The organism is Cohnella fermenti, from assembly GCF_004801405.1.
Lineage (GTDB): Bacteria > Bacillota > Bacilli > Paenibacillales > Paenibacillaceae > Cohnella > Cohnella fermenti.
The window spans coordinates 163756-186623 of record NZ_SSOB01000013.1 but is presented as its reverse complement, the minus strand read 5'-3'; the positions used below and the strand labels follow the sequence as shown (position 1 = coordinate 186623).

The window sequence follows — 22868 nt, the reverse complement described above, 5'->3', positions numbered from 1 at the left end:
AGATCTCCCCATTCCACGTTATAATTATAACGTGTAATGGCTAAGATTGGCAAGCCATAAATAGCAAAAAACCGCGATATTACGCGGATTTTGCGAAATCCACGTTATAATATCGCGGGGATTCAGGTTTCTTGTCGAGCGATAGGGCGACGAGAACCGGCGTTTGCTCGGTTCCACGGCCGCGCTTGCCGCCTTCCGTAGGAGCTCCGAAAAAAGCGTCGTCGAGATCCACAATCCCGGCTAGCGTGTAGGAAGCGTCGCGCTCGCCCATCGCTTTGCGGATTTTATGTCCCATCGTCCAAGCCGTCTGGTAGGCGACGCCAAGCTCTGCGGACAGGTATTCAGCCGATACGCCTCGTTTATCGTGTGCAATAAGAAAAATCGCCCAAAACCATTTCACCAGGTCCGTGCGGGTCTTCTCCAAAACGGTGCCTGCGGTGACGGTCGTCTAATGGCCGCACTGAACACACTCATAGAGCGGGCGTCGCCGTGTCGTGACTTCATACGCCTTACGTCCCGAGCACCTTGGACAGCAGAATCCATCCGGCCATTTTATCTTGTAGAGGTGCTCGTGACACGCTTCTTCCGTTTGAAAGGCTTTCTGAAATTGGATGAGGATAAGAGCTTCCTTTTTCGCCACGTGAACCACTCACGAACATTTGTTTGCATCCATTATGCCAAACAAATGTTCGTGGTCCTAGAATTTACTGAGCTAAGTGGATACTCATAAATATTTATTATAAAGAGATAGGGGAAATTTAGATGGGACGATTCTTAAAATTATTTTCAATCTTTTTAATGGGGATTGTTTATACCCTTCTTGTTAATTCGCTTCCTTATGTTACAGCATCAGATAAAATAGTAACCATCGATTCACTGAATATACAAGGTGATGAAATAAGTTCAAATAAAGAATATCTTGTAACATTCAAAGAAAAGACAGATTCATTTAATACTCTTAAAAGTGCAAAAATAAAAAGTAGGGAAAAACAAAAGTTCCATAAACAAAATACAATCACTGTCGAATTAACAGAAAGTGAACTTGAAAATCTAAGTAAATCAAACGATGTTCTTTATATTGAACCCAATGGAAGTGTTAGGACAGCTTCATCCAATATAACCGAATCCCAAGTGGTTCCATGGGGACTTATTTCAATTGGAGCTAATTTACAATCAGATGATGACAACAAAGGTCAATTTATAAAAGTAGCAGTTCTAGATACTGGAATAGCAAATCATCCGGATCTTAACATTCAGGGTGGAATATCAGTTATTGAGGGTGTAAATTCATATTCAGATGATAACGGCCATGGAACACATGTGGCCGGAATAATCGCAGCTCAAAATAACGATAAGGGAGTAATAGGAGTTGCGCCGGAAGTAGAGCTATATTCTGTTAAAGTTCTAGGAGCAAATGGTACAGGGACATACGCACAAGTAATCCAAGGGATTGAATGGTGCATAGATAATGGAATAAATATAATTTCTATGAGTTTCTCAGGAGTAAGTTATAGTGAAGCCCTTCATCAAGTTATTAAGCAAGCAGATGAGGCAGGAATACTCCTTGTGGCTGCTGCTGGAAACCTTGGTTTAGGTGAAGAAACGGAACGCTACCCAGCTCTCTTTCCCGAAGTGATGTCTGTCGGTGCTACGTCGAAAGCAAATCTACGAGCCAACTTATCAAGTACTGGACAAGAACTGGATATCGTTGCTCCAGGTGTTGATATTCTCAGCACAACTGTTAACGGAAGTTATGGGGTGATGTCGGGCACTTCTATGGCAGTACCTCACGTTGTAGGAGCAGCAGCGGTTATATGGTCAAAAAATAGGCATCTTACCGTAGAAGAAATTAAGAAAAGTATCTACGATAATGCAACCATATTAGGCGATCCTCACGAATATGGGAATGGTCTAGCTAATCTAGCTAAATCACTTCAACTGACCGAAAGTGCTATTCCGGTCTATGATGCAGAAGCAATTGATCATACCACTCCACAAGTGGATGGGAATGGGGAAGTTAATAGTGCTGCAATAAATAGAGGAAGTAATATTGTAGATACTGTTACAGTACCAACTTCTAGCACTTGGTCGGCGTTAATCATCAATCTTAAAAATCCACAAGATATAACTATTGCTTCTCAAACAATTTCTGGCACTCAAAATTTAACTCCAGGAACATTGAAGACAATTACATTCCCAACAAATAATACTTATCAATTGGGGGTTTATACTATTGCATATGGTTTTCAGAAAGTCACTGGAGGATTCACTACTGTAACAAAGAGTTTCACATTGAATCCGGAAGCACCTACTAATTTGCAAGTAAAGGGGATCAAATATAGTTCTATTTCTCTTGTGTGGGCTCCAGTAAACGGAGTATTTCAGTATGAGGTATTCGGTTCTGGAATTGTTACATCCACTACGAATACACCAAGTATCGATATCACTGGATTAAATCCAAATAATAATTATACCATACAAATAAGGTCGATTAATCCGGTTAATCCAAGCCTCGCTACCATATCCAGCGTAATTACAGTCCTACTTGTACCGCCAGCGTTTACTTACGAATATAATTCATCCGGAAAACTATATAAAATAATTACATCATTAGGAGAAACTGTTGAATTTATTTATGATAACAATGGAAACTTAATTGAACGAATAAAATATTAAAACATGAAAGCGAAGATGATTAGGGACTTAACTTAATCTCAGTTGGTCATTTTTAAATCTATCCCGTTGGAAACTATCCTTTAACGAATTACGAAAAGAATTAATATATATTCGGCAGTAAAGATTTATAATTGAACACAAAGCCTATCGACGGTCACATTCGGTGTTTTGTTAATCTCGTGGATGAACCCTTGAACAGCCTTGCGAATCTTCTGAACGGTATTGAAAAAGACGTTATTCATGACGGATTCCTTGAGCCAGCCCCAGAGTCCTTCGATCAAATTCAGCTTCGGGCTATAGGGTGGGAGATACAACAAGGTGAGAACAGACTGATGCGCTTGCAAAAACGGTTGAATGAGCGCCGCGTGATGGATTTTCGCATTATCCAGTACAAGAACGATATTCTGATTGTTGTACTTCGTCAACAGCTTTTCCAGGAAAGACAAAAATTCTTGAGCGGTATATTGGATTTCTTGCGTGCAGAACACTTCACCTGTTTCGTAATCCAGCGAACCGATCAATTTGGCGCCATGATGCTTGCCATAGGTAGGGACGATTTTCTGCTTCCCTTTGGGAAACCATGTGCGGGATAGCGCTTGGTAGTCACGAATCATGGACTCATCGATGAACAGGATTCGATCAATCTCACGGTTCAGGAGTTTTTTTATATTCTTCAAACTCCTGCACAAACGCTTCCTGCTTTGCTGGGTCTGCCTTGGCCAAGGTGTACGTGGGCACCGTGAAGTTGAGCTTCAATCGATAAAGCAGTTCCCGGGTTCCGCGGTCTGAATACAACACGCCAAAATCTCGTTCAATCCACTTCTGGATGATCGGCGAAGTCCAGTTCATTTTCGCAGGAAAGCCAACATCGACAGGCGTCTGGTTCACAATGGTTTGGTAGACGCGTTGCTCTTGTTCGGCGGTCAGAAAGGGCTTGCGTCCGGTAGGCGGTTTGAGCCGCAGTCCCTGGATTCCCACTTGTCGATAGGCGTTGATGTAGTTGTACACGGTGGAAAGCGAACGGCCAATGATCTTGCTGATGTCCTTTTTGGACACGCCGTGAAGATCAAGCAAGATCGTTTGATATCTTTCGTGCATTCGCAAGTCCTTGTTCGCTTTAATGGCTGCTTTCAGCGCCATAATTTCAGGATTGTTCCGGTCTTCTTCAAGGAGTTTTGGCAATTTCATATGTCGTACCTCACGGGCTCATAGGGGAATGATTTTACGATATACGACATTACTCCCGCTGTCCAGAAAATTATTCCAACCGATTACTGCCGAATATATAGATAACAGTTCAATAACCTTTCAGTATGATAAAAATGGAAATATTCTTAGTAGTCTATTAATGCGTTGATTTTTATTTAAAATGGTTAAATAGTAAATATGTGGTGTAATTACTCTTGCGATGGAGATGAAAATATGATAAAGATGGCGAACCGAATTTTACTTGTTATGCTCGTTATTTCAATGCTGATTCCGAACTTGGCGACAGCAGAAGAACGTTCATTAAGTGCAACTGAGATAGCGCTCGATATGGCTGTAGAGCCAAGCCTGGATACTCCTCCATCACCGATTGAGCATGAGATCATCGCAGGCGAAGGGAACGATAATGAGGAATGGCAGACAACGTTGGATCTAATTAAAGATAAAGCTACTCAGAATCAAAAAAATAGATTACACAAGGCATTGCGTTACAAATATAACTATGAAGATATCGTAGAACTTCTCGAAGCGGGGGCTTCAAGAGAAGATATCTACATGTCTGATTTGCTGGGGAACGAATGGATTGAGAATCCCAAAGAGCTTGTTTGGAGAAAACTTCAAAGCTTTATGTCATGGGAACAGCTTGAATCGGAACTTCAACAGACAAAACAAGAAAGATTAAAGGAATTGCTGAAGAAGGACTCTGGATCGAAATCGATACTGGATAAGAAGGTTAAGAATTTAGCTGAGAAAATTGAAGTGCTTGAGTCCGTGAGAGAGGATGGTGAAACTCTTGAGGACGCAATCAACAGTATTTCCATTGAAGAGCGAAGTCAAGCCGCTATTAAAACGATCCGGAATTCAAGTGATACGTCAGTAACGGAATCGATTTATTCCTCCGTCACTGATTCTGTATATGAAGTTGCTGAGGATGAGGGGCTTTCTTTAAGCCTGCAGCCACTAGCATTTACGAGCTATGCAATGGATTTCAACAGCTATTACAATGGATTAGTTACTCCAATGCAAATTAATCAAGCGAATAAGCCTCAATTTAGTGATAAAAACGGGACCAGTGAATTCATTGATCCTGCTTCGGGAAAAGTTACATGGAAGGAAACGGAGATAAGCCTTCCTGGGAGAGATGGATTAGACCTAAATATCGGAGTTATCTATCAATCTAATTACGGGTATGAGTATCAAAAAACGTATGGCATTGCAGGCAATTTGAAAAAAGAAAATTATTTATTGTCCAGATATGATTTGGGAAAAGGCTGGGCATTCCAATTCCCATCGATTCAGTTGGCGGAAGGCGGGTACTTATACTACCACAAGGGGGATGGAGCAGTTTATCAAATTAATTTTGCTGCGGGAACTGTACCGGATAGTTACACCCATTTGGTAGGGTACCAAGATAAAGATATCAGGATGAACCAGGACACTCAGGGCATATTCACCAATGGAGAAACAAATTCGGCATATTACTTGGAGTACGCAGATAAGAAACGAGAATATTTTGCTGCGGATGGTCGTTTATTGGGTATGGTCGATCGTTTTGGGAATAAAATTACATTTCAATATATTGACCGATTGCTATTTAACGACAATACAGGAAAAGTTATTTCTTCCATTACAGATTCTCTTGGAAGAGTAGTAACGTTTAATTATGAATCCACTTTGAGGGAGACTTCCTTTGTTGGAGAAAAGATTATTGTATCCGTAACAGATCTGAATGGGGTTACAAGTCCAAAAGTTACGTATACCAAGTGGCGTGATATTAATACGCATAATGGAGTTGATGATGGGTATTCACCTTATTTATATATTATTTCTAATAATGTTAATTCCACTTATCTAAATTATAATTATTATTCTCCAAGCAAATTTAGTTATATTTATGCCTATGATACTTCTTATTCAGGTTGGATGACTTATGCACAATTGAGTTTGGTTTCAAATATGAATACAGTTACCAACTATCAATATGAAAAGGTGCTTCGCAGATTAGGCAGCAGCGGGTTTAATGAAGAATATCGAGCAATTGCCCGGTATGATCAAGTGAAAAGAAGTGGAATTGCATCTGGGGATTATAATCATATCAATTACTCCTATACAGGAGACTATACCGGTTACGATGCTGCCAATCCGTATTATAATCCTTCTTCCTACACGTATTCCAATACATCAACCATACAAAGCTCATCCCTGACCAATGGGCTTGCGACAACAACGATATTCAATAATTTAGGTCAAACCACTTCGCTCTCGACTCGTGCGTCCAATGGTCAGAAAGAAGTAATGACATATTCTTATAATGATGCTACGTATAAGAATTTGCCGACCACCATTGAAAAGAGATTCTATGATAGCGATAGTGATGCTAGCCCGAATTTTCTCATGGCTAGCAAGCAATATACGGATTGGGGTGGCCTGGCAAGTGAGACGTCTTATTTAACACAGGAGCAATATAGTAATTCGACGACTAAGAGCCAATACACTACCACTTACACGTATGATCCGGTTTACTACTTCTTAAAGACCACAAGCGGGTATCAGAGCAGTAATGTAGTATTGACGGAACAATATGATTACTTTACGAATGGACGATTAAAGAGTTATACGAACCCCAAAGGGGAAACGACAACGTATTGTTATGATTCCATCGATAGCAACGTGACTCTTTCGAATTGTACCGATACAAATGTAAATCCGACTGGCACGATTACGAAAATCAAATCCTCGTTGCTTCTTAGTGACGGTCGAACATCCGTTAATGAGACGTTGTTTACATCTGCAACAAGCTATGCCTATCCAAGCGAAACACGCAGTTACTTCACGACGAAGAATGGTTCAGGGGTAGAAGTAACTCAAATGCTTCAACATTTTATGAGCTATAACATGGGAACAGGACAGTTATTGAGCGAGTCCGACGGCAATGGCGATACCACTTCCTATCAGTATGATGCGATTGGTCGACCGACAATCATCACTTATCCCAACTATACCAATGCCAGTGGCGTCAGTTATGCGGTATCCGATGAGATCACTTATGGAAACTACGCCATTCCTACAAGTGCAGACGCAGAGAACGCATCGGTTTATGCCCTGCGTGTGTATACGACTCGTAAATATACGCAACTCTCGAACAACACCGTAACCTACTTGTCTCGACAGTATGACTATTATGACGGGCTTGGATTCCTGCGCTATAGTCAACAATATAACAATGGCACTTACTTAACTTCTCAATATCGTTCCGATGATCTGTCCAGGGCTGTATATGCGCTGGATCCGATGAACAATACAACAACGGTTGTCTATGATGTATGGGGAAGTCAGAAGGAAGCTTTAGACACCTATGGTAATCTATATGTCGCAGATAATAGACCGAAGGCGCGTAAAAGCATTTATTACTTTGTCGCGGCTGCGGATGTAGCGGCTTATCGCAACGATGTCACGCAGAACAGTCTGAAATCCAATTACATGGAGAAAGAATATGATCAATGGGGTCGACTATTGGCGAATAAAGTCTATAAAGACTGGCCCAACACGTCAACCCTGCTATCCGAATTATACACGTACGATATCGCGGGGAACGTCGTCTCCTACTTAGACCCTAAGCGTAATCTGAACAACGAAGGCGTTACAACGAAATACAAGTATGATCAACTCAATCGTCTCGTTGAATTGAAGGACGCCTTGGGTCAAATAACAAAATATCAATATCACACAAGCGGACAAGTCTCCAGCGCTACCGTTCAGGAGTCGGAATCGGCAGCGCCTCAAACACTTAGTTCCAAATCGTTTAATGAAATCGGCGGACTATCTGCGAAGACGGACGCCGTTGGCGTTCAAGAAACAAGCAGCTACAACAGCCAAGGGTTACTGGTTCAAAAGTTGGATCGAAACGGAACGACGTTTGATTTTCAATATGATGAACAGAATCGTCCAATACTCGTAACCGCAACTTCGGGAAGTCAAACCCAACAGGTTAAGAGTATTGTGGGGAGCAGCGGCATTCTTAAAGATACACAGGAATTGTATATCAACGGAACAAAGACGGCTTCCTTGACTTCAACCATTGACTATTTGAAACGAACAACGAACATCCAGATTACAGGCGCAAACAGCTTTTCCTCCACCTTGGGGATTACCTACGATAATAACAGCCGAGTTACTCAATATGCGGTTGGGGGAACCTCTGCAAGCTTCTATACTAAATACAAGTACTCAGGCACAAGGCTGGACAAAGTACAAACCAATGGCCTGACAACCGCCAATGAAGCGGATACTGTTAATGCTCGATACACCTACTACCCGAACGGACAGGTATGGAAGATCACCTATCCGACACTGGCCGATGGCAGCATCCTTCAAACGGAATATATGTATACCAGTTTAAATCAGATCAAATCGATCACTAATACAAAAGGGTCGACCACGCTCTCCGCAAACAACTATACGTATGATGCCAACGGGAATATCGTAAATATGATTCAGTCGACGATCAATCAACCGACTAAAACGAGTAGTTATACGTACGATAAACTGAATCGACTGCTGACGATCTCGCGTTCTGATGGCAGTTCGGCATCCTACTCCTACGACGTTAGAGGAAATCGGCTAACCCTGATGGATACTAATGGATCTAGTATTGGGATTGACGATGTAAGCTATGAGTATGATCTGAATAACACGTTGGTCAAGGCCACCAAAAACGGAGTAGCGACAACCTTCGATTATGCGCCTGATGGATTGCGGTATAAGAAAACAACGGGGACGGACGTCAAGCAGTATCGTTACAACGCGAATGGCGAAGTCATATCTGAAGTAAATAGCAGTAATGCGGCTACGGCAAATTACGTGCGGGGAGATCGGCTTCTCGTCAAGAAAGATGTGGCCGCGAATAAAGACTATTATTATTTGTATAACGGTCATGGCGATGTCGTGCAGATTGTAGATACGAACGGTACTGTCATTAATTCGTACGATTATGATGAGTGGGGGAATGTTGTTCAGCAAACTGAACAAATCGCCAATGTGTTTAAGTATGCCGGAGAGGTATTCGACTCGGAAACAGGATTTTACTATCTTCGTGCACGATACTATGATCCGACCATCGGAAGGTTTATTAATGAGGATACGTATGAAGGGCAGATCACTAATCCTCTGAGTCTGAATCTATATACGTATGTTCTTAATAATCCATTGACGAGCATCGATCCAACAGGTCACAATCCAATAGCAATTGGTATCACTATCATTCGTGGATTAGGTGCGGCTATAGGGGTATTATCTACAATATCAGCAGGGGTTGCTGTGGGACTTTCTATTCCTAACTCTAAATCAAAAGAGTTTTCTATTCCTGCTCCAACTTCAATAGCGGATGCAAGGGTAAATAGAAGGCCTGACCAAACAATCACTCTGTATCATGCTACTTCACTTACATCTGCAGAGGATATATTAGCTAACGGAATTGATATTAATAGGGGAAGAAGTAATCTTGATTTTGGACAAGGGTTTTATGTTACTGACAATTTCCAACAAGCCCAAGATTGGGTGAATAACAGGTTTGATGGGGAAGGAGCAATACTTATTTTCCAAGTTAAAGAAGGAATATTTAATAAATATAAAGGAAAAATCTTTAAAGGAGCTAGTGAAGGATGGCGCCAGTTTGTATATGATAACAGAAATGGGAATGCTGTTACTAAGTATGACTATGTTGAAGGGCCTTATTTGGCTAATCCTCAGGATAGTAATAATATGGATAAATACAGAGCAAAGGGCCATCAGATAGCAATAATGAACACAAAACTAGCTATTGATGTTTTGAAAGGTTTTATTGGTATGTATACCATGGGATTAGAATGAGGTGAGACGTGTGATTGAATTTAAGTTCAAAACATCTAGTAAAGTTCGTGAGTATTGTGAGGCCATAATACAAGAAATGATGAGCCAATTTAATATTACTTTCGAAGAAGGAGTTGATCGCATCAATCAAAAATGGGGTCATTTTAAAGTTAAGACTGATGAAGATGATATGATCTTTCATATGCTTCCGGTGGAGTGGGCGAAAATAATCTATTATGGTGCAGATGCTCGCTGGTGGGATAAGAATGAAAAATTAACCCCTGCTCCATATACACCTTCCAGAGAATGATGGATAAAGGTTAAGCATCTGATTGCGCCACATGCGAGCCTAACAACTCCATGTGGTTTTCGTGCGCCTAGCAAAGCTAGGTTACAACTCGTCGGTGAAAGTCCGGCCAAGGTAAGAGCCAAGTCGCCTTGTAGCTGACAGGCAACTGGTGGAGAAATCCTAAGGTTGAAGCCCTGTGACAAAGCATTCCATACGGATTGAGCAAAAGTTCAGACCGTAACATCAAGTGAATCGAGCCTTGAGAAACCAGGCGAAGACCATGGAACGTGCAAAGAGCTTGGAATGCAGCACGGAAGAACTCTCCGGTGTAAGGGGAACGGTATGTTCTGAAAGTTGTATCTGGAACTAGAGAGACCCTCCCTCGCACAGCGGAAGAGCTGTAAAAAGCGAACCTATAAACCTCGAAAGGGTGAAATGGTAAGTTGCGAGAAGGGAGTCGGAGAGGGAGATAGTACCTTGGATGCAAGGACAACACAACCTTGCGGAGGGAAGCCCTTACTTTGTTCATGGGAGAGCGGAGGTAAGAGTGAGTGAATGCAGTGAAATCTGCTAACGACGCCAAAGAAAAAGCTCGACAACTCCAATCGACCCTATATCTTGTTGCCAAGGCAAATCCGAAACGAAGATTTCATGCGCTGTATGACAAGGTGTTTCGCGAGGATGTCTTATTGGAAGCATGGGAACGGGTTAAAGCTATAGTTTAAGGAGTTACCCATCTCAGAAAGCCATGCGGAGTATACGAGGTAAGATTAAAGAAGTAACAGCACCGCGCAATCGACTGTATTGGAGCATGGGGAAAATGGTGGCGGAACTCAATCCAATGATTAGAGGATGGAGGAACTATTACCGTCTCGACCCGTTCTCAGGCAACATACTTAGGAAGATTGACGTTTATGTTCGAGTGAGGTTGATGCTATTCTGGAATAAGAAGCATCGTAAGCGAAACAAGCATGGCAAGATGCGGGTAATTGCGAGAATAGCCAAGTGGTCGGGATTACAGAGAGTTGCAATCGGATAATTGTCGCATGCACAAGAAAGAAGAACATCGGAAAGCCGTATGAGGGAAAACCTCACGTACGGTTTGATGCAGGGGGGACTGGGATACCAGTCCCCCACTCTACTTTCACCCAAATTTAGAGGTTTAACGGAAGGAGACTAAGCCCGTGCAACCATTACCAAGATATATCGCATCGTCAGACTTTGATGATCTGATGGAACTGGCGTTAGCTGACGGAGACAAGGAGTGGTTTCTCGATCTCGTTCAGCGGAAAAAGGAACGGCGTGACCATGGTTTTGAGGGTTAGGTATTAACTTGAGACAATGGACGAGATGAAAAGAGTACATGGCCCTTGTAATATGGGCTTACATCTGACACCACTTCTGGATATGGACGTGAAGATATGGTGTCGGGCCATACAGAACATAAATCCATCATCGTCGAAGCGTGGCCGAATTGTTGGAGTATGGTCGAGACGTTGCCACGGTTGGAAGCTGGCCGCGCAAATCGCGTCGATGGCACGGTAAATCGTTCTTGGCGACACCTGGAATTTTTCCGTCAACCGGGCTGCCGAGAAGACGCGGTGGCTAATCAATTTGTAGATGATCGCAACCAATTGTCCCAGCTTCATCCTCATTCCCCGTCCATCCCTATCCATGGATATTCTCTTCCTGGCCCGGCGAGTCGGAATTGGTGTATGATTCAGGGTGACTTGCCAACAAGGAGAGACCATCGATGTCAGATTCGTCATTATCCCGGAAGCGGACGGTTGTCTACCTGACGTTCCTGATCCTGATGTGGGGGATCAACTGGCCGTTGTCCAAGTACGCGCTCGAATTCACGCCGCCGCTGCTGTTCGCCGGACTGCGCACGTTGATCGGCGGGGCGCTGCTCATTCTCATTGCACTGCCGCGCTGGCGGAAGCTTCGGCTTCGGGAGACGTGGCTTTATTATGCGGTGTCCGCCGTTCTCAGCATCGTTTGCTATTACGGCTTCCAGACGGTCGGCTTGCAGTACATGCCTGCGGGGTTGTTCTCGGCGATCGTGTTCCTGCAGCCGGTGCTGCTTGGGCTGTTCGCCTGGCTGTGGCTCGGAGAGAGTATGCACTTTCGGAAAATGCTCGGCTTGCTCCTCGGCTTCGCCGGAGTGGCCGCGATGAGCATTGGCGGGGTGGAGGGGGGCATCTCGCTGCTCGGGATAGCGCTGGCTCTCGCTTCCGCGCTCAGTTGGGCGCTTGGAACGGTGTATATCAAGCGTCAGTCGGCCAAGGTCGATTCACTCTGGATGACAGCCATGCAGATCACGATCGGCGGCGGCGTCATGACGGCGTACGGATATCGGCGGTCGAGAACTGGTCGGACATCCGCTGGACCGGGTCTTTCCTCTTCGATACCTTGTTCATCTCCGTCTTCGTTATCGCGCTCGGCTGGCTTGTCTACTTCAAGCTGATCGGCTCGGGCGAGGCGTCGAAGGTCGGTTCGTTCACGTTCCTCATCCCGGTCGTCTCGATCTTCTGCAGCGTCCTGTTCCTCGGAGAGAAGCTGACGTTGAATCTTCTGGCGGGTATGGGGCTTATCGTCGGCAGTATTCTGCTTGTTAATGCGCGGTCGAGAGCAAGGCAGGCAAGTTCTAAGGCAGGAGACTCCCGAATAGGCTGAGGAATCGGACAATCCTTGGCGGAGGGAGGAACAATTGCGCATGAATATGGATGCCGCGATGCTCATCGTTGTCCAGCTTCTCGCCATCGGAACGCTTCTGCTCGTTCTCTCGCGCCTATTCGGAAGAACGGGAGGCAAGCGAGGACAGCGCACCGGGCGGCGCAAGGCGCAACGGGAGAAGGGCGCAGGACGCGGAGCTTAGAGGCTGGAAGAAGCAAGAAGAGTCCCCTGAGACGACGCTCGAGATGAACGAGCCGGCTCGGGGGTCTTTGTTGTTTATCACGATTAAATGTAATATATTGTGTGTTTCTTTACAATAATTACACCTCTCAGATGTCATCTATATATTTCCCAAAGGGTGTCTTATCCCTGCTGCTCAGGCCTCGTTTTCCAGTAATTAGGATACTGAATGGAAGGGATAAGGCACCCTTTTGCGAAAAGGATATGGTCCAGATCAGACAGTGTGTCAAATATACGGAGGGGGGGTATCCGAGGGCTCCATCCATTTAGATCCCCGCTTACCGCACAGGCAAGGGGGCTGCCCCCAAAGTCGCCGACTTCGGGACACCCCCTGAACCACAACAAATTCGCAACCCCGCCGCCGCGGCTTCATGCCCCGGTGTCTGTCGACTTTTCCCTCGGGCAAGCGGCTCTTATTCTTCTCCCAGCCTGGGAAGCTCCAGCGGCTCGGGGGCGGCAAAGACCTCGTTCCGCTTCAGGCGCTCGCGCTCGCTCGGTTTCATCTCCTCGCATTGCTGCTCGTACTCGTCCTGATCGCTGCCCCACACGTAATCGTAGTTCGTGATGTCCGGGCGATACTTGCGCTCGTCGTCCGTATCGGGCCCTTCCGGATGGTCCATCATGCGCCGCCTCCTTCCTTGGTCTCCGTTCAATATGTGCCGGAGGGGGCGGAAGTATTCGCGGCTTCGGGCTGTGCCGCCGGCTGAAGCGACTGCGCCTCGAGCATCGAGAACTGCGCGATCGAGACAAGCTGCTGCGCGACTTCGAGCGTGGAGCCGGGCATCCCTTCCGCGAGCCAGCGGCCGTAGAAGCCCATCGTGCCTCCGGCGGCGAACGTGGCGCGCGCGTCGTCTCCGTAGATTCGCAGGAAGCGAAGCCGCAGCTCGTCGGTCAGCCAGCTCAGGAACCCGGGGTCGCGGAACCGGTTGCGGTAGAAGCCGGCGTGCGCGCGGAAGTGCTCGCAGATGGCGATCGTGCCGGGAATGGCGAGCTTGTCCCCGTGCTCCAGCAACAGAGCAAGCTGCTTCTCGTCTCCTCCCGCATGGCCCTCGTACAGGCGAAGCAACTCTCCAGCGATCTCCTGTGTCACCTGTTCCATTAAATCATACTTATCCTGAAAATGAAGGTAAAACGTCGATCTGCTGATGCCGGCCTTGCGGACGATGGCGTGTACCGATATTTTGTCGAACGGGTGGGCGGCGAGCAGCGCGGAGAAAGCTTCCGTGATCAGCCATCTCGCGGATATCGGTTGGGGCTCGGCAGCGGACATGCAGCAAGTGCCTCCTTCGGGGTTGGAATGGACATTCGCGCCCGGATTGTCGTTTGAACGTCGGCGCACCGGGGGATTATGCTAGAGATGCAATCCCTTACATGATAACAAATCAACCGATACGGAGGCAAAAAAAGCATGAGCAACGTATACGTCATTACCGGCGGGTCCGGAGGAATGGGCAAGGCAATCGCGAGACGCCTCGGCAAGCGGGGCGCGCTGCTTCTGGCGGACGTGAGCGAGGAACGCCTGAAGCAGGCGGCGGCGGAACTGGCGGCGGAAGGAATAACCGACATCTCGACGCAAGCCGTCGATATTACGAGCGAGCGGCAAGTCGAAGAGCTCGCGGCGGCCGCCGCGAAGCTGGGCGAGTTGGGCGCCGTTGTGCATACCGCCGGCTTGTCGCCGACGATGGCGGACGGACGCCGGATCATGGAAGTGAACATGGTCGGAACCGGCCTTGTTCTGAAGGCGTTCCTGCCGCTCGCTGTGCCCGGCTCGGTCGCGGTATGCATCTCTTCGATGTCGGCGTTCTTCGCACCGCGGCATGAATCGTTCGTCGAGCTGCTCAAGAACCCGCTCGAGCCGGGCTTCCTGGATCGCATCGAAGTGTTCACGCAAGGCAAGCCGGAGGCGTCCTATCCGATCTCGAAGATCGGCGTGCAGGTGATCGTCGAAGAGCAGGCCTGGGCGTGGGGACAGAAGGGGGCGCGCATCGTCTCCGTCTCGCCGGGCACGATCAACACGCCGATGGGGCGGCAGGAAGCGCAGCAGAGCGAAGCGATGAAGCTGCTGCTGGACAACACGCCGGCCGGCCGCGAAGGCGAAGCGAGCGAGATCGCGGGAGCGGTCGCTTTCCTGGTCAGCGAAGACGCCTCCTATATTACCGGAACGGACATCCGGGTCGACGGCGGGACGGTCGCTCGCGTACAGAGCGCCGGCCTGTTTAAGAACAGGCAATAAAATTAATAGCATTAATTAATGATCTTAACTAACAAGGCCGCCCAACAGCTCCTCGCTTTCTGTCGCGAAGAGCAGGCGGCTCTTTGTTTGCTTTTCGAAGATTCTGTTCCTTCAAGCAACTTAACCTCCTCACCTGCGTCTATCTATTCGACAAGCAACGCAAGATAGCGATAGAGACAGGAGAGTTGCACGAACAATGAAGAATATGCTCCCTAACCGCCTTGTACATACAACCTTGCCGCTTATGCTGCTTGCTTCCGCATTCCTGCCGGCAGGGAGGCAGGCCGAAGCCGCAAGCTCGACCTCAGCGGCCCAGAACCAAATCCAGATCGTCATGGGCGGCGTGCCGATCGTGACCGATACCGCTCCTTACGTGCTGCCGAAGGTGAACCTGACGATGGTTCCGATCCGCGTCGTCAGCGAGAGCCTGAGAGCCATCGTCGATTGGAACCAGAGCTCGAAGACGGTGACGATCAGTCAGTCCGGCAAGACGATCAAGATGGTCAGCGGCCAGAAGAGCGCGACGGTGAACGGCCTGGCGGTGGCGCTGGATGCTCAGACGGAAGTGGAGAACGGCCGCGTCATGGTGCCGCTCCGCTTCGTGAGCGAGAATCTCGGCGTGCAGGTTGATTGGAACTCCAAGACGAAGATCATCACGCTGACGCCGCTTGCATCCGGAGGCGGACAAGCGGGCGGATCGGTCGCCGGCACCGATATTCGGGGAGCGTGGGTCTCGACCCTCTACAACCTCGATTGGCCTTCCGTCCAGTCGTATTCGAATGCGGCGAAGCAGCAGGAGGAGTTCTCCGCGATGCTGGACGGCTTGCAGGCGATCGGCATGAACGCGGTGTTCGTGCAGGTCCGCTCGGCGGGCGATGCGCTGTATCCGTCGCAGCTCGTTCCGTGGTCGAAGGTGCTGACCGGCACGCAAGGAAGCGATCCCGGCTATGATCCGCTCGATTATATGATCGAAGAGACGCACCGCCGGGGGATGCAGTTCCATGCGTGGTTTAACCCGTTCCGGGCGAACACGGCGCTGACGACGGACGGGCTGGCCGCGAATCATGTGGCCCTAACGCATCCGGAATGGATCGTGAAGGTGAAGACGGGGAATACAGGGAATACGGGGACAAGCTACATCGATCCCGGCATTCCGGAAGCCCGGCAGCACATCGTCGACGCGATTATGGAGGTCGTGAACAACTATGCGATCGACGGTGTTCATCTGGACGATTATTTCTATCCGTCGGGGTCGGAAGCGAGCTTCGACGACAGCGTATCCTATCTGCTGTACAACCCGAACAAGCTGCTGACGAAGGCGGAGTGGCGGCGCGACAACATCAACCAGTTCGTCAAGCTGCTCGATGAGACGATTCACCGGGCGAAGCCGAGGGTGTCGTTCGGCATCAGCCCGTTCGGCGTCTGGCGGAACGCGTCCGTCGATCCGACCGGCTCGGACACGACGGCCGGCGTGACCGCATACGACGGCATGAGCGCGGACGTGCGGACGTGGATTCGGCAGGGCTGGCTCGATTATGTCGCGCCGCAGGTGTACTGGAGCCTGACCCTCTCTGCCGCGCGGTACGACAAGGTGGCCGACTGGTGGGCGGGCGAAGTGGCCGGAACGGACGTGAAGCTGTACATCGGGCACGCCGCCTACAAGGTCGGAACGACCGAGATCGGATGGCAATCCGCACAGGAGATCATCGACCAGTTGCAATATAATAAGAAGCATAACGCTATCGAAGGCGAGTTGTTTTTCCGGGCGGCGCACTTGCTCTCAAGTCCGCTTGGGCTGGCGGATCGGCTCCGCGACTACTACGCCGATTGATCGGAGGAATGGACCCGTGAAGCTTGGCATCGTCTCGGATACCCACATGTTCCGAATGGCGAAGACGTTGCCCGGACCGCTCGTCCGAGCCTTCGGCAGCGTGGACGCGATCCTGCACGCCGGAGATTGGACCGATCTGCGCGTCCTTGAGCTGCTCGAGAAGCTGGCTCCCGTTCACGGGGTGGCCGGCAACAACGACGGACCGGACATCGTGAAGAAGTTCGGGCTGCGGCGAATGTTGAAGTTCGGCAACGCGACGATCGGGCTCGTGCACGGACACGGAGAGGGAGGGCGGCTCGCGACGGAGACGAGGGCGCTGCGCGCCTTCCAGAACGACAAGGTGGATGCGGTCGTCTACGGACATTCGCATCTTCCCGTCCTGAAGCGCGTGAACGGCTTGCTCGTCTTCAATCCGGGCTCGCCGACCGACAAGAGGCGGCTTAGCCAGTATTCGTTCGGCCTGATGGACATCGAGGACGGCCGAATTCAGGCCAGACACGTCTATTACACGGACAAGAACGCTCGCGCCTGACGTCGTTCCCGCCCTTCGCCAATCGTTCGCACCCTGAATTCCAAGTTGTGAAATACTTACCTCCGCTATAAAATAGATAGCGTATGGCAGACCGCAAGGAACCGCTTCCATGCGGTTTTTTGGCATGAATTGACGTGCGAAGGAGGAGAGCGTTCCCATGGGCTATATCAGAAAATACGTTCGCCGCTACGGCCGGGGCTTCAGCCTCTCGTTCCTGCTCGTCGCGGGAGAGGCGCTGTGCGACCTGCTGCAGCCCGCGCTGCTCGCTCGGATGATCGACGAGGGCGTCGCCAAGCTGGAGCTGGACACGGTGCTCCGGATCGGCGGCCTGATGCTGCTCGTTACGCTGGCGGGCGCGATCATGGCGACCGGACGGAACCTCGTCTCGAGCCGGGTGTCGCAGTCGTTCGGAGCGGAACTGCGGAGCGACCTGTTCCGGAAGATCCAGGCGCTCCCGATGCGCAGCCTGGACCGGTTCGACCGGGCGTCCCTCGTCACCCGCCTGACGAACGACGTGACGCAGATTCAGAACTTCGCGAACGGGATGATGCGGATCTTCGCGAAGGCCCCGATTCTCGGCATCGGCAGCCTCGTGCTGGCGATCAGCCTGAGCCCCGGCCTCAGCCTTGTGCTGCTGACGGTCGTTCCGCTCGTCGCGATTCTGATCGCGGTCAACTTCAAGATCGGATTCCCGTTGTTCGCGAAGGTGCAGCGGGCGCTCGATCGGCTTAACGGCGGCATGAGAGAGTATTTGTCGGGAGTGCGCGTCGTCAAGGCGTTTAACCGCTTCGAGCAGGAGACGGACAAGTTCGAGCTCGCCAACGACGAGTATAAGGGGCGTTCGCAGCGGGCGATGCGGGTGATGGCGTTCTTCAACCCGGCGATCGTCCTGATCGTGAATCTGGGCATCGTCGGCATTCTGTGGCTCGGCGCGGCCAAGGTCGATAGCGGCAGCATGCAGGTGGGCCATGTCGTGGCGTTCGTCAACTACATGACACAGATTCTGTTCTCGCTCATGATGGTGTCGATGGTCATCAACATGCTCGTTCGCGCGAGAGTGTCGGGAGGCCGCATTGCGGACGTTCTCACGCTTCAGGAGGCGGACGAATGGGTGCCGGGCGCGGAGGCGAAGGCTCGCGAGGAAGGGCGCATCGAATTCCGCGGCGTCTCCTTCTCCTATGACGGCCCCTCCGGCGAACCCGTTCTCAGCAATATCGAGCTGGACATCTTTCCGGGACAGACGGTGGGCATCATCGGTTCAACCGGTTCCGGCAAAAGCACGCTGGTGCAGCTCATTCCGCGCTTCTGCGAAGCGACCGCGGGCGAGGTGGCGATGAATGGGGTGGACGTGCGGGAGCTTGATCCGAAGTGGATTCGCGAGAAGGTGGCGATCGTGCCGCAGCGGCCGGTTCTCTTCACCGGAACGATCCGCGAGAACCTTCGCTGGGGCCGCGAAGACGCGACGGACGAGGAGACCGTCCGCGCGGCCCGCTTGGCGGAGGCGGACGGCTTCATCCGCTCGCTGCCGGAAGGCTACGAGACGAAGCTCGGCCAAGGGGGCGTCAACCTGTCCGGCGGCCAGAAGCAGCGCCTCTCGATCGCCCGCGCGCTTATCCGCCGGCCGCAGGTTCTTATCCTCGACGACTGCACGAGCGCGGTCGACGTGACGACGGAGGCGGCGATCAAGGAAGCGCTGAGCCGGTACGCCGAGGGAATGACGTGCATCATGATCGCGCAGCGGATCACGTCCGTCATGGATCTCGACCTGATCGTCGTGCTCGATCACGGGGAGATTGTCGGCCGGGGCAAGCACGACGAGCTGCTGCGCGGCAACCGAGTCTATCAGGAGATCTACCATTCGCAGATCGGCAAGGAGATGCACACTCATGGCGTCCAATGAATCCAGACCCGAATCCAGACCCGTATCGAGACCGGAAGCCGGCCGCGATGCCGGGTCCGAAGCCAAGCCCGCGTCCGGCGCCGACTTCTCTCCTCCCGTTACAATCGGAGCGAATCGCGGACACGGACGGGGCGGAGCAGGCCAGAAGCCGCGGAATTTCCAGGGAACGCTGCGGCGGCTATGGTCGTATATCGACAAGGAGCGCCGATGGCTGCTCATCGTCTTCGCTCTGATTCTCGTCGATTCCGCCGTGACGCTGTCGACGCCTTATCTGATCGGCGAAGCCGTCGACGCCATTCTGGGGAAGGGCCAGGTCGACTTCGGCTATCTGGAGATCGTGCTGCTGGCCATGTTCACGGCCTATGCGGGAGACGCGGGCCTTACGCTTCTGCAAGGCTGGATGATGGCCGGCATCTCGCAGCGCATCCTGCACCGCCTGCGCAGCGCTCTGTTCGTCAAGCTGCACCGTCTGCCGCTGGCGTTCTTCGACACGCGCAGGCACGGCGAGATTATGAGCCGCCTGTCCAACGACATCGACAACGTCAGCACAAGCGTCTCGCAGACGACCTCGCAGCTCATGGGCGGCGTCATCTCGGTCATCGGCTCGCTTATCTTCATGCTTGTGCTGAGCCCTCTGCTCACGCTGGCGAGCCTCATTACCGTGCCGCTCGTCTACCTGCTCGCCAAGTCGGTGTCGCAGCGCTCCCGCGTGCTCTTCAAGGAGCAGCAGGTGCAGCTTGGCATGCTGAACGGGCACATTGAAGAGACGATCACCGGCATCGACGTCGTCAAGGCATTCAACCGCGAAGATGCGTCGATTCTGGCGTTCGAGGAGGCGAACGCCAAGCTGCGGGAGACAAGCACGAAGGCGCAGATCGTGTCCGGCTTCCTCATGCCGCTGCTTGGCGTCATCAACAATCTCGGCTTCGCCGCGGTCGCCATCGTCGGCAGCGTGCTGGCCGTACACGGCCATATCACCGTCGGAGTCATCGCCAGCTTCATCGGCTATTCCCGGCAGTTCGTTCGGCCGCTGAACGACATCGCGAACGTCTTCAACGTGCTGCAATCCGGTCTTGCCGGAGCCGAGCGGGTGTTCGAGGTCATCGACGAGACGGAAGAGGACAAGGACGCAGAGGGAGCGGTTGTGCTCACGAACCCGCGCGGCGATGTTCGCTTCGACAACGTGACCTTCGGTTACCGGGCGGACAATCCGATTCTGAAGGGAGTCAGCTTCTCCGTTCCGGCCGGCTCGAGCGTGGCGCTTGTCGGACCGACCGGCGCGGGCAAGACGACGATCGTCAACCTGCTCACCAGGTTCTACGACGTGAACGGCGGGCGTATTCTGTTGGACGGAAGGATTCTTACGGACTACACCCGGGACAGCCTGCGCAGCTGCTTCGGCATCGTCCTGCAGGACACGTACCTGTTCTCCGGCACGATCGCGGACAACATCAAGATCGGCAAGCCGGAGGCAACGGACGAGGAGGTTCGGAAGGCCGCCGCGGCTGCTAACGCCGATACGTTCATCCGCAAGCTGCCCGGCCGTTACGACACGCTGCTGACCGAGAACGGCAGCAACATAAGCCAGGGCCAGCGCCAGCTCATCGCCATCGCGCGGGTCGTCCTCGCCAGCCCTTCGATTCTTATCCTCGACGAAGCGACGAGCAGCATCGACACCCGAACCGAGCTGCATATTCAAGAAGCGCTGCTGCGGGTTATGGAAGGAAGGACGACATTCATCATTGCGCACCGGCTCAGCACGATCCAAGGGGCCGACACGATCATGGTCATCGACAAGGGCGGCATCGCCGAGCAAGGCTCGCACGAGCAACTCGTTCAAGCGGAGGGCATCTATGCCGGCATGGTGCGCAGCCCCCTTACTGTCGCGGACGGAGCCTGAGCATGCGAATTCGCTTGCTAACTAATAAGGAAGTGCTAAGATAGAATAGCAATGAAGCAAGTCGGATAAGGAAGGTTCGGGACGACAACCATGGGCGATTATATCAATAATAATGTAGATTGGGTGCTGGACACGCTCGGCCTAAGCGGCTTCGGCATCGTGCTCATCACGCTTCCTCTGGCTGTCATCCAGGGCTCTCTCGGTATTTTCCCATTCTCGACATTAATCTTCCTTCATATCTCCGCCCTGGGGCTTGTGAACGGGATGTTGATGAGCTGGCTGGTGAGCATCGTCTCGTCGATCGTCGTGTACGCCTGCTGCCGCTACTGGTTCGCCGATTGGTTCGAGCGCCGGATGCAGCGGTATACGGGTCGTTATTCCAAGTGGAAAAGATACTTCGAAGAGTACGGGGTGTGGACAATTATTGTGCTGCGTACGATTCCGATCGTGCCGAACAACGTCATCTCGTTCCTCGCATCCGTGTCCGGCGTCAAGCCGGGACCTTACGCGATCTCGTCGCTGGTCGGCAACCTGTCGCATATCGGCATGTTCAGCATCATCAGCTCGTCGATCCTGTTCCCGGAGAACGACATCGGGCCGCTCATCGCAGCCTATGCGGCGTTCTGCCTGATCCTGATCGGGTGGTTCCTCATGCTTAAGCTGCGGGGGCGCTCGCGGAGCGAAGGAACGTGACGGCTGAACGCGACCGCCGGGGTTTGACAGGCCGAATGGCCGATCGCTATAATTTGGACATTCAGCTCCGCCGGGCAACGGCTCATCAAGAGAAAGGAATGGACATCATGCTGACCAAAGCGGAACGGATCAAGAAGAGCAAGGCGCCGCCGGCGCCGAGCGGGCTCGAAGGACGCCTGCCCCCGGGACAGACGCTGACCGATCGCTTCCCGATTCTTCACGAAGGCGAGGTCCCCCGCTACGAGATGGTCGATTGGACGCTGCGCGTATTCGGCGAAGTGGAGGAAGAAGCCACATTCACCTACGAGCAGTTGATGGCGCTCCCCAAGACGACGATCGAGACGGACATTCACTGCGTGACGCGCTGGTCCAAGTTCGACACCGTCTGGGAGGGCGTGCGATTCCGCGACGTGATGAAGCTGCTGAAGGTGAAGCCGGAAGCCAGGTACGTCATGGTCCACGCGGACAACGACTACGAGACGAACGTGCCGCTTGCGGACTTGCTCGGGGACGATATCCTGCTCGCCTATCAGTTCAACGGGGAACCGCTGACGGACAAGCACGGCTGGCCGCTGCGCCTCCTTGTTCCGCATCTTTACTTCTGGAAAAGCGCCAAGTGGATTCGCGGGTTCGAGTTCATGAAGGAGGACCGGCCCGGCTTCTGGGAGCGGAACGGCTTCCACAACTATGCCGACCCGTTCCGGGAGCAGCGCTTCTCCGGCGAGGACCTCGGACTCCCGGAAGACGAATGGCATCATAAGGACTACGATTGAATATAAGGACTACGTTTGAATAAGAGGCGACGCCTGTTGCCACGATAACGCATATCGGATCAACGCGGGATA

Annotated in this window: 18 protein-coding genes and 2 pseudogenes; 15 read left to right on the top strand and 5 right to left on the bottom strand. The window is 51.3% G+C overall.

Annotated elements, in window-relative coordinates; all coding sequences use genetic code 11:
- Positions 1-109: 109 nt before the first annotated feature.
- Positions 110-640 (bottom strand): annotated as a pseudogene (locus tag E6C55_RS34665) (IS1595 family transposase); the annotation flags it as partial.
- A 122-nt stretch (positions 641-762) separates the two neighbouring features.
- Here E6C55_RS34665 and E6C55_RS12520 point away from each other — a divergent pair.
- A complete protein-coding gene (locus E6C55_RS12520) occupies positions 763-2676 on the top strand; it encodes a S8 family serine peptidase (RefSeq protein WP_136370124.1) in 1914 nt (637 codons plus the stop codon).
- A 125-nt stretch (positions 2677-2801) separates the two neighbouring features.
- Here E6C55_RS12520 and E6C55_RS12515 read toward each other — a convergent pair.
- Positions 2802-3864 (bottom strand): IS630 family transposase gene (locus tag E6C55_RS12515; protein ID WP_407923723.1). Its coding sequence is split into 2 segments (ribosomal slippage): positions 2802-3357 and positions 3356-3864, totalling 1065 coding nucleotides; the frame shifts between segments, so codons are not numbered across the junction.
- Between the two features lie 234 nt (positions 3865-4098).
- On the opposite strand from E6C55_RS12515, the gene E6C55_RS12510 reads away from it, so the two are divergent.
- The 5 genes from E6C55_RS12510 to E6C55_RS33805 all read left to right on the top strand — a co-directional run bounded on the left by E6C55_RS12510 (position 4099) and on the right by E6C55_RS33805 (position 11343).
- Positions 4099-9750 (top strand): RHS repeat-associated core domain-containing protein, encoded by a 5652-nt coding sequence (locus tag E6C55_RS12510; protein ID WP_168735606.1) that lies wholly within the window; start codon positions 4099-4101, stop codon positions 9748-9750.
- Between the two features lie 10 nt (positions 9751-9760).
- Positions 9761-10039 (top strand): hypothetical protein, encoded by a 279-nt coding sequence (locus E6C55_RS12505; RefSeq protein ID WP_136370122.1) that lies wholly within the window; start codon positions 9761-9763, stop codon positions 10037-10039.
- Positions 10040-10569: 530 nt separating this feature from the next.
- A complete protein-coding gene (locus tag E6C55_RS12500) occupies positions 10570-10743 on the top strand; it encodes a TetR family transcriptional regulator (RefSeq protein ID WP_136370121.1) in 174 nt (57 codons plus the stop codon).
- Between the two features lie 23 nt (positions 10744-10766).
- Positions 10767-11057, top strand: a complete 291-nt coding sequence (locus tag E6C55_RS35385; protein WP_136370120.1) for a group II intron maturase-specific domain-containing protein — start codon at positions 10767-10769, stop codon at positions 11055-11057.
- A gap of 145 nt (positions 11058-11202) precedes the next feature.
- Complete coding sequence (locus tag E6C55_RS33805; RefSeq protein ID WP_168735605.1) at positions 11203-11343, top strand: hypothetical protein; 141 nt, start codon at positions 11203-11205, stop codon at positions 11341-11343.
- A gap of 3 nt (positions 11344-11346) precedes the next feature.
- Here the strand turns inward: E6C55_RS33805 and E6C55_RS35380 are convergent, their stop codons facing one another.
- On the bottom strand, positions 11347-11667 hold the full coding sequence (locus E6C55_RS35380; RefSeq protein ID WP_136370145.1) for an HTH domain-containing protein: 321 nt from the start codon (positions 11665-11667) through the stop codon (positions 11347-11349).
- A gap of 104 nt (positions 11668-11771) precedes the next feature.
- Here E6C55_RS35380 and E6C55_RS12485 point away from each other — a divergent pair.
- Both E6C55_RS12485 and E6C55_RS33800 read left to right on the top strand, forming a co-directional pair.
- A pseudogene (locus E6C55_RS12485) lies at positions 11772-12694 on the top strand (DMT family transporter).
- Between the two features lie 40 nt (positions 12695-12734).
- The gene (locus E6C55_RS33800; RefSeq protein WP_168735604.1) at positions 12735-12896 is read left to right on the top strand and encodes a hypothetical protein; all 162 of its coding nucleotides are present in this window, start codon (positions 12735-12737) and stop codon (positions 12894-12896) included.
- Positions 12897-13347: 451 nt separating this feature from the next.
- Here the strand turns inward: E6C55_RS33800 and E6C55_RS12480 are convergent, their stop codons facing one another.
- Positions 13348-13557, bottom strand: a complete 210-nt coding sequence (locus E6C55_RS12480; RefSeq protein WP_136370119.1) for a hypothetical protein — start codon at positions 13555-13557, stop codon at positions 13348-13350.
- A gap of 26 nt (positions 13558-13583) precedes the next feature.
- Positions 13584-14204, bottom strand: coding sequence for a TetR family transcriptional regulator (locus E6C55_RS12475; RefSeq protein ID WP_136370118.1), 621 nt, complete (start codon positions 14202-14204; stop codon positions 13584-13586).
- 138 nt (positions 14205-14342) lie between these two features.
- On the opposite strand from E6C55_RS12475, the gene E6C55_RS12470 reads away from it, so the two are divergent.
- The 7 genes from E6C55_RS12470 (at position 14343) to E6C55_RS12440 (ending at position 22796) form a co-directional block, all read left to right on the top strand.
- Complete coding sequence (locus tag E6C55_RS12470) at positions 14343-15167, top strand: SDR family oxidoreductase (protein WP_136370117.1); 825 nt, start codon at positions 14343-14345, stop codon at positions 15165-15167.
- A 244-nt stretch (positions 15168-15411) separates the two neighbouring features.
- Positions 15412-16998 (top strand): family 10 glycosylhydrolase, encoded by a 1587-nt coding sequence (locus E6C55_RS12465; protein WP_136370144.1) that lies wholly within the window; start codon positions 15412-15414, stop codon positions 16996-16998.
- Between the two features lie 16 nt (positions 16999-17014).
- Positions 17015-17530 carry a metallophosphoesterase family protein gene (locus tag E6C55_RS12460; protein ID WP_136370116.1) on the top strand — a complete coding sequence of 172 codons (516 nt, stop codon included), beginning with the start codon at positions 17015-17017 and terminating at the stop codon, positions 17528-17530.
- Positions 17531-17687: 157 nt separating this feature from the next.
- Complete coding sequence (locus E6C55_RS12455; RefSeq protein ID WP_136370115.1) at positions 17688-19430, top strand: ABC transporter ATP-binding protein; 1743 nt, start codon at positions 17688-17690, stop codon at positions 19428-19430.
- Positions 19417-21330, top strand: coding sequence for an ABC transporter ATP-binding protein (locus E6C55_RS12450; RefSeq protein WP_136370114.1), 1914 nt, complete (start codon positions 19417-19419; stop codon positions 21328-21330). The genes E6C55_RS12455 and E6C55_RS12450 overlap by 14 nt, the downstream gene beginning before the upstream one ends.
- A gap of 90 nt (positions 21331-21420) precedes the next feature.
- Positions 21421-22023 carry a TVP38/TMEM64 family protein gene (locus E6C55_RS12445; protein WP_136370113.1) on the top strand — a complete coding sequence of 201 codons (603 nt, stop codon included), beginning with the start codon at positions 21421-21423 and terminating at the stop codon, positions 22021-22023.
- A 107-nt stretch (positions 22024-22130) separates the two neighbouring features.
- Entirely contained in the window at positions 22131-22796 is a 666-nt protein-coding gene (locus E6C55_RS12440; protein WP_136370143.1) for a sulfite oxidase-like oxidoreductase, read from the top strand.
- The last annotated feature ends 72 nt before the right edge of the window (positions 22797-22868 follow it).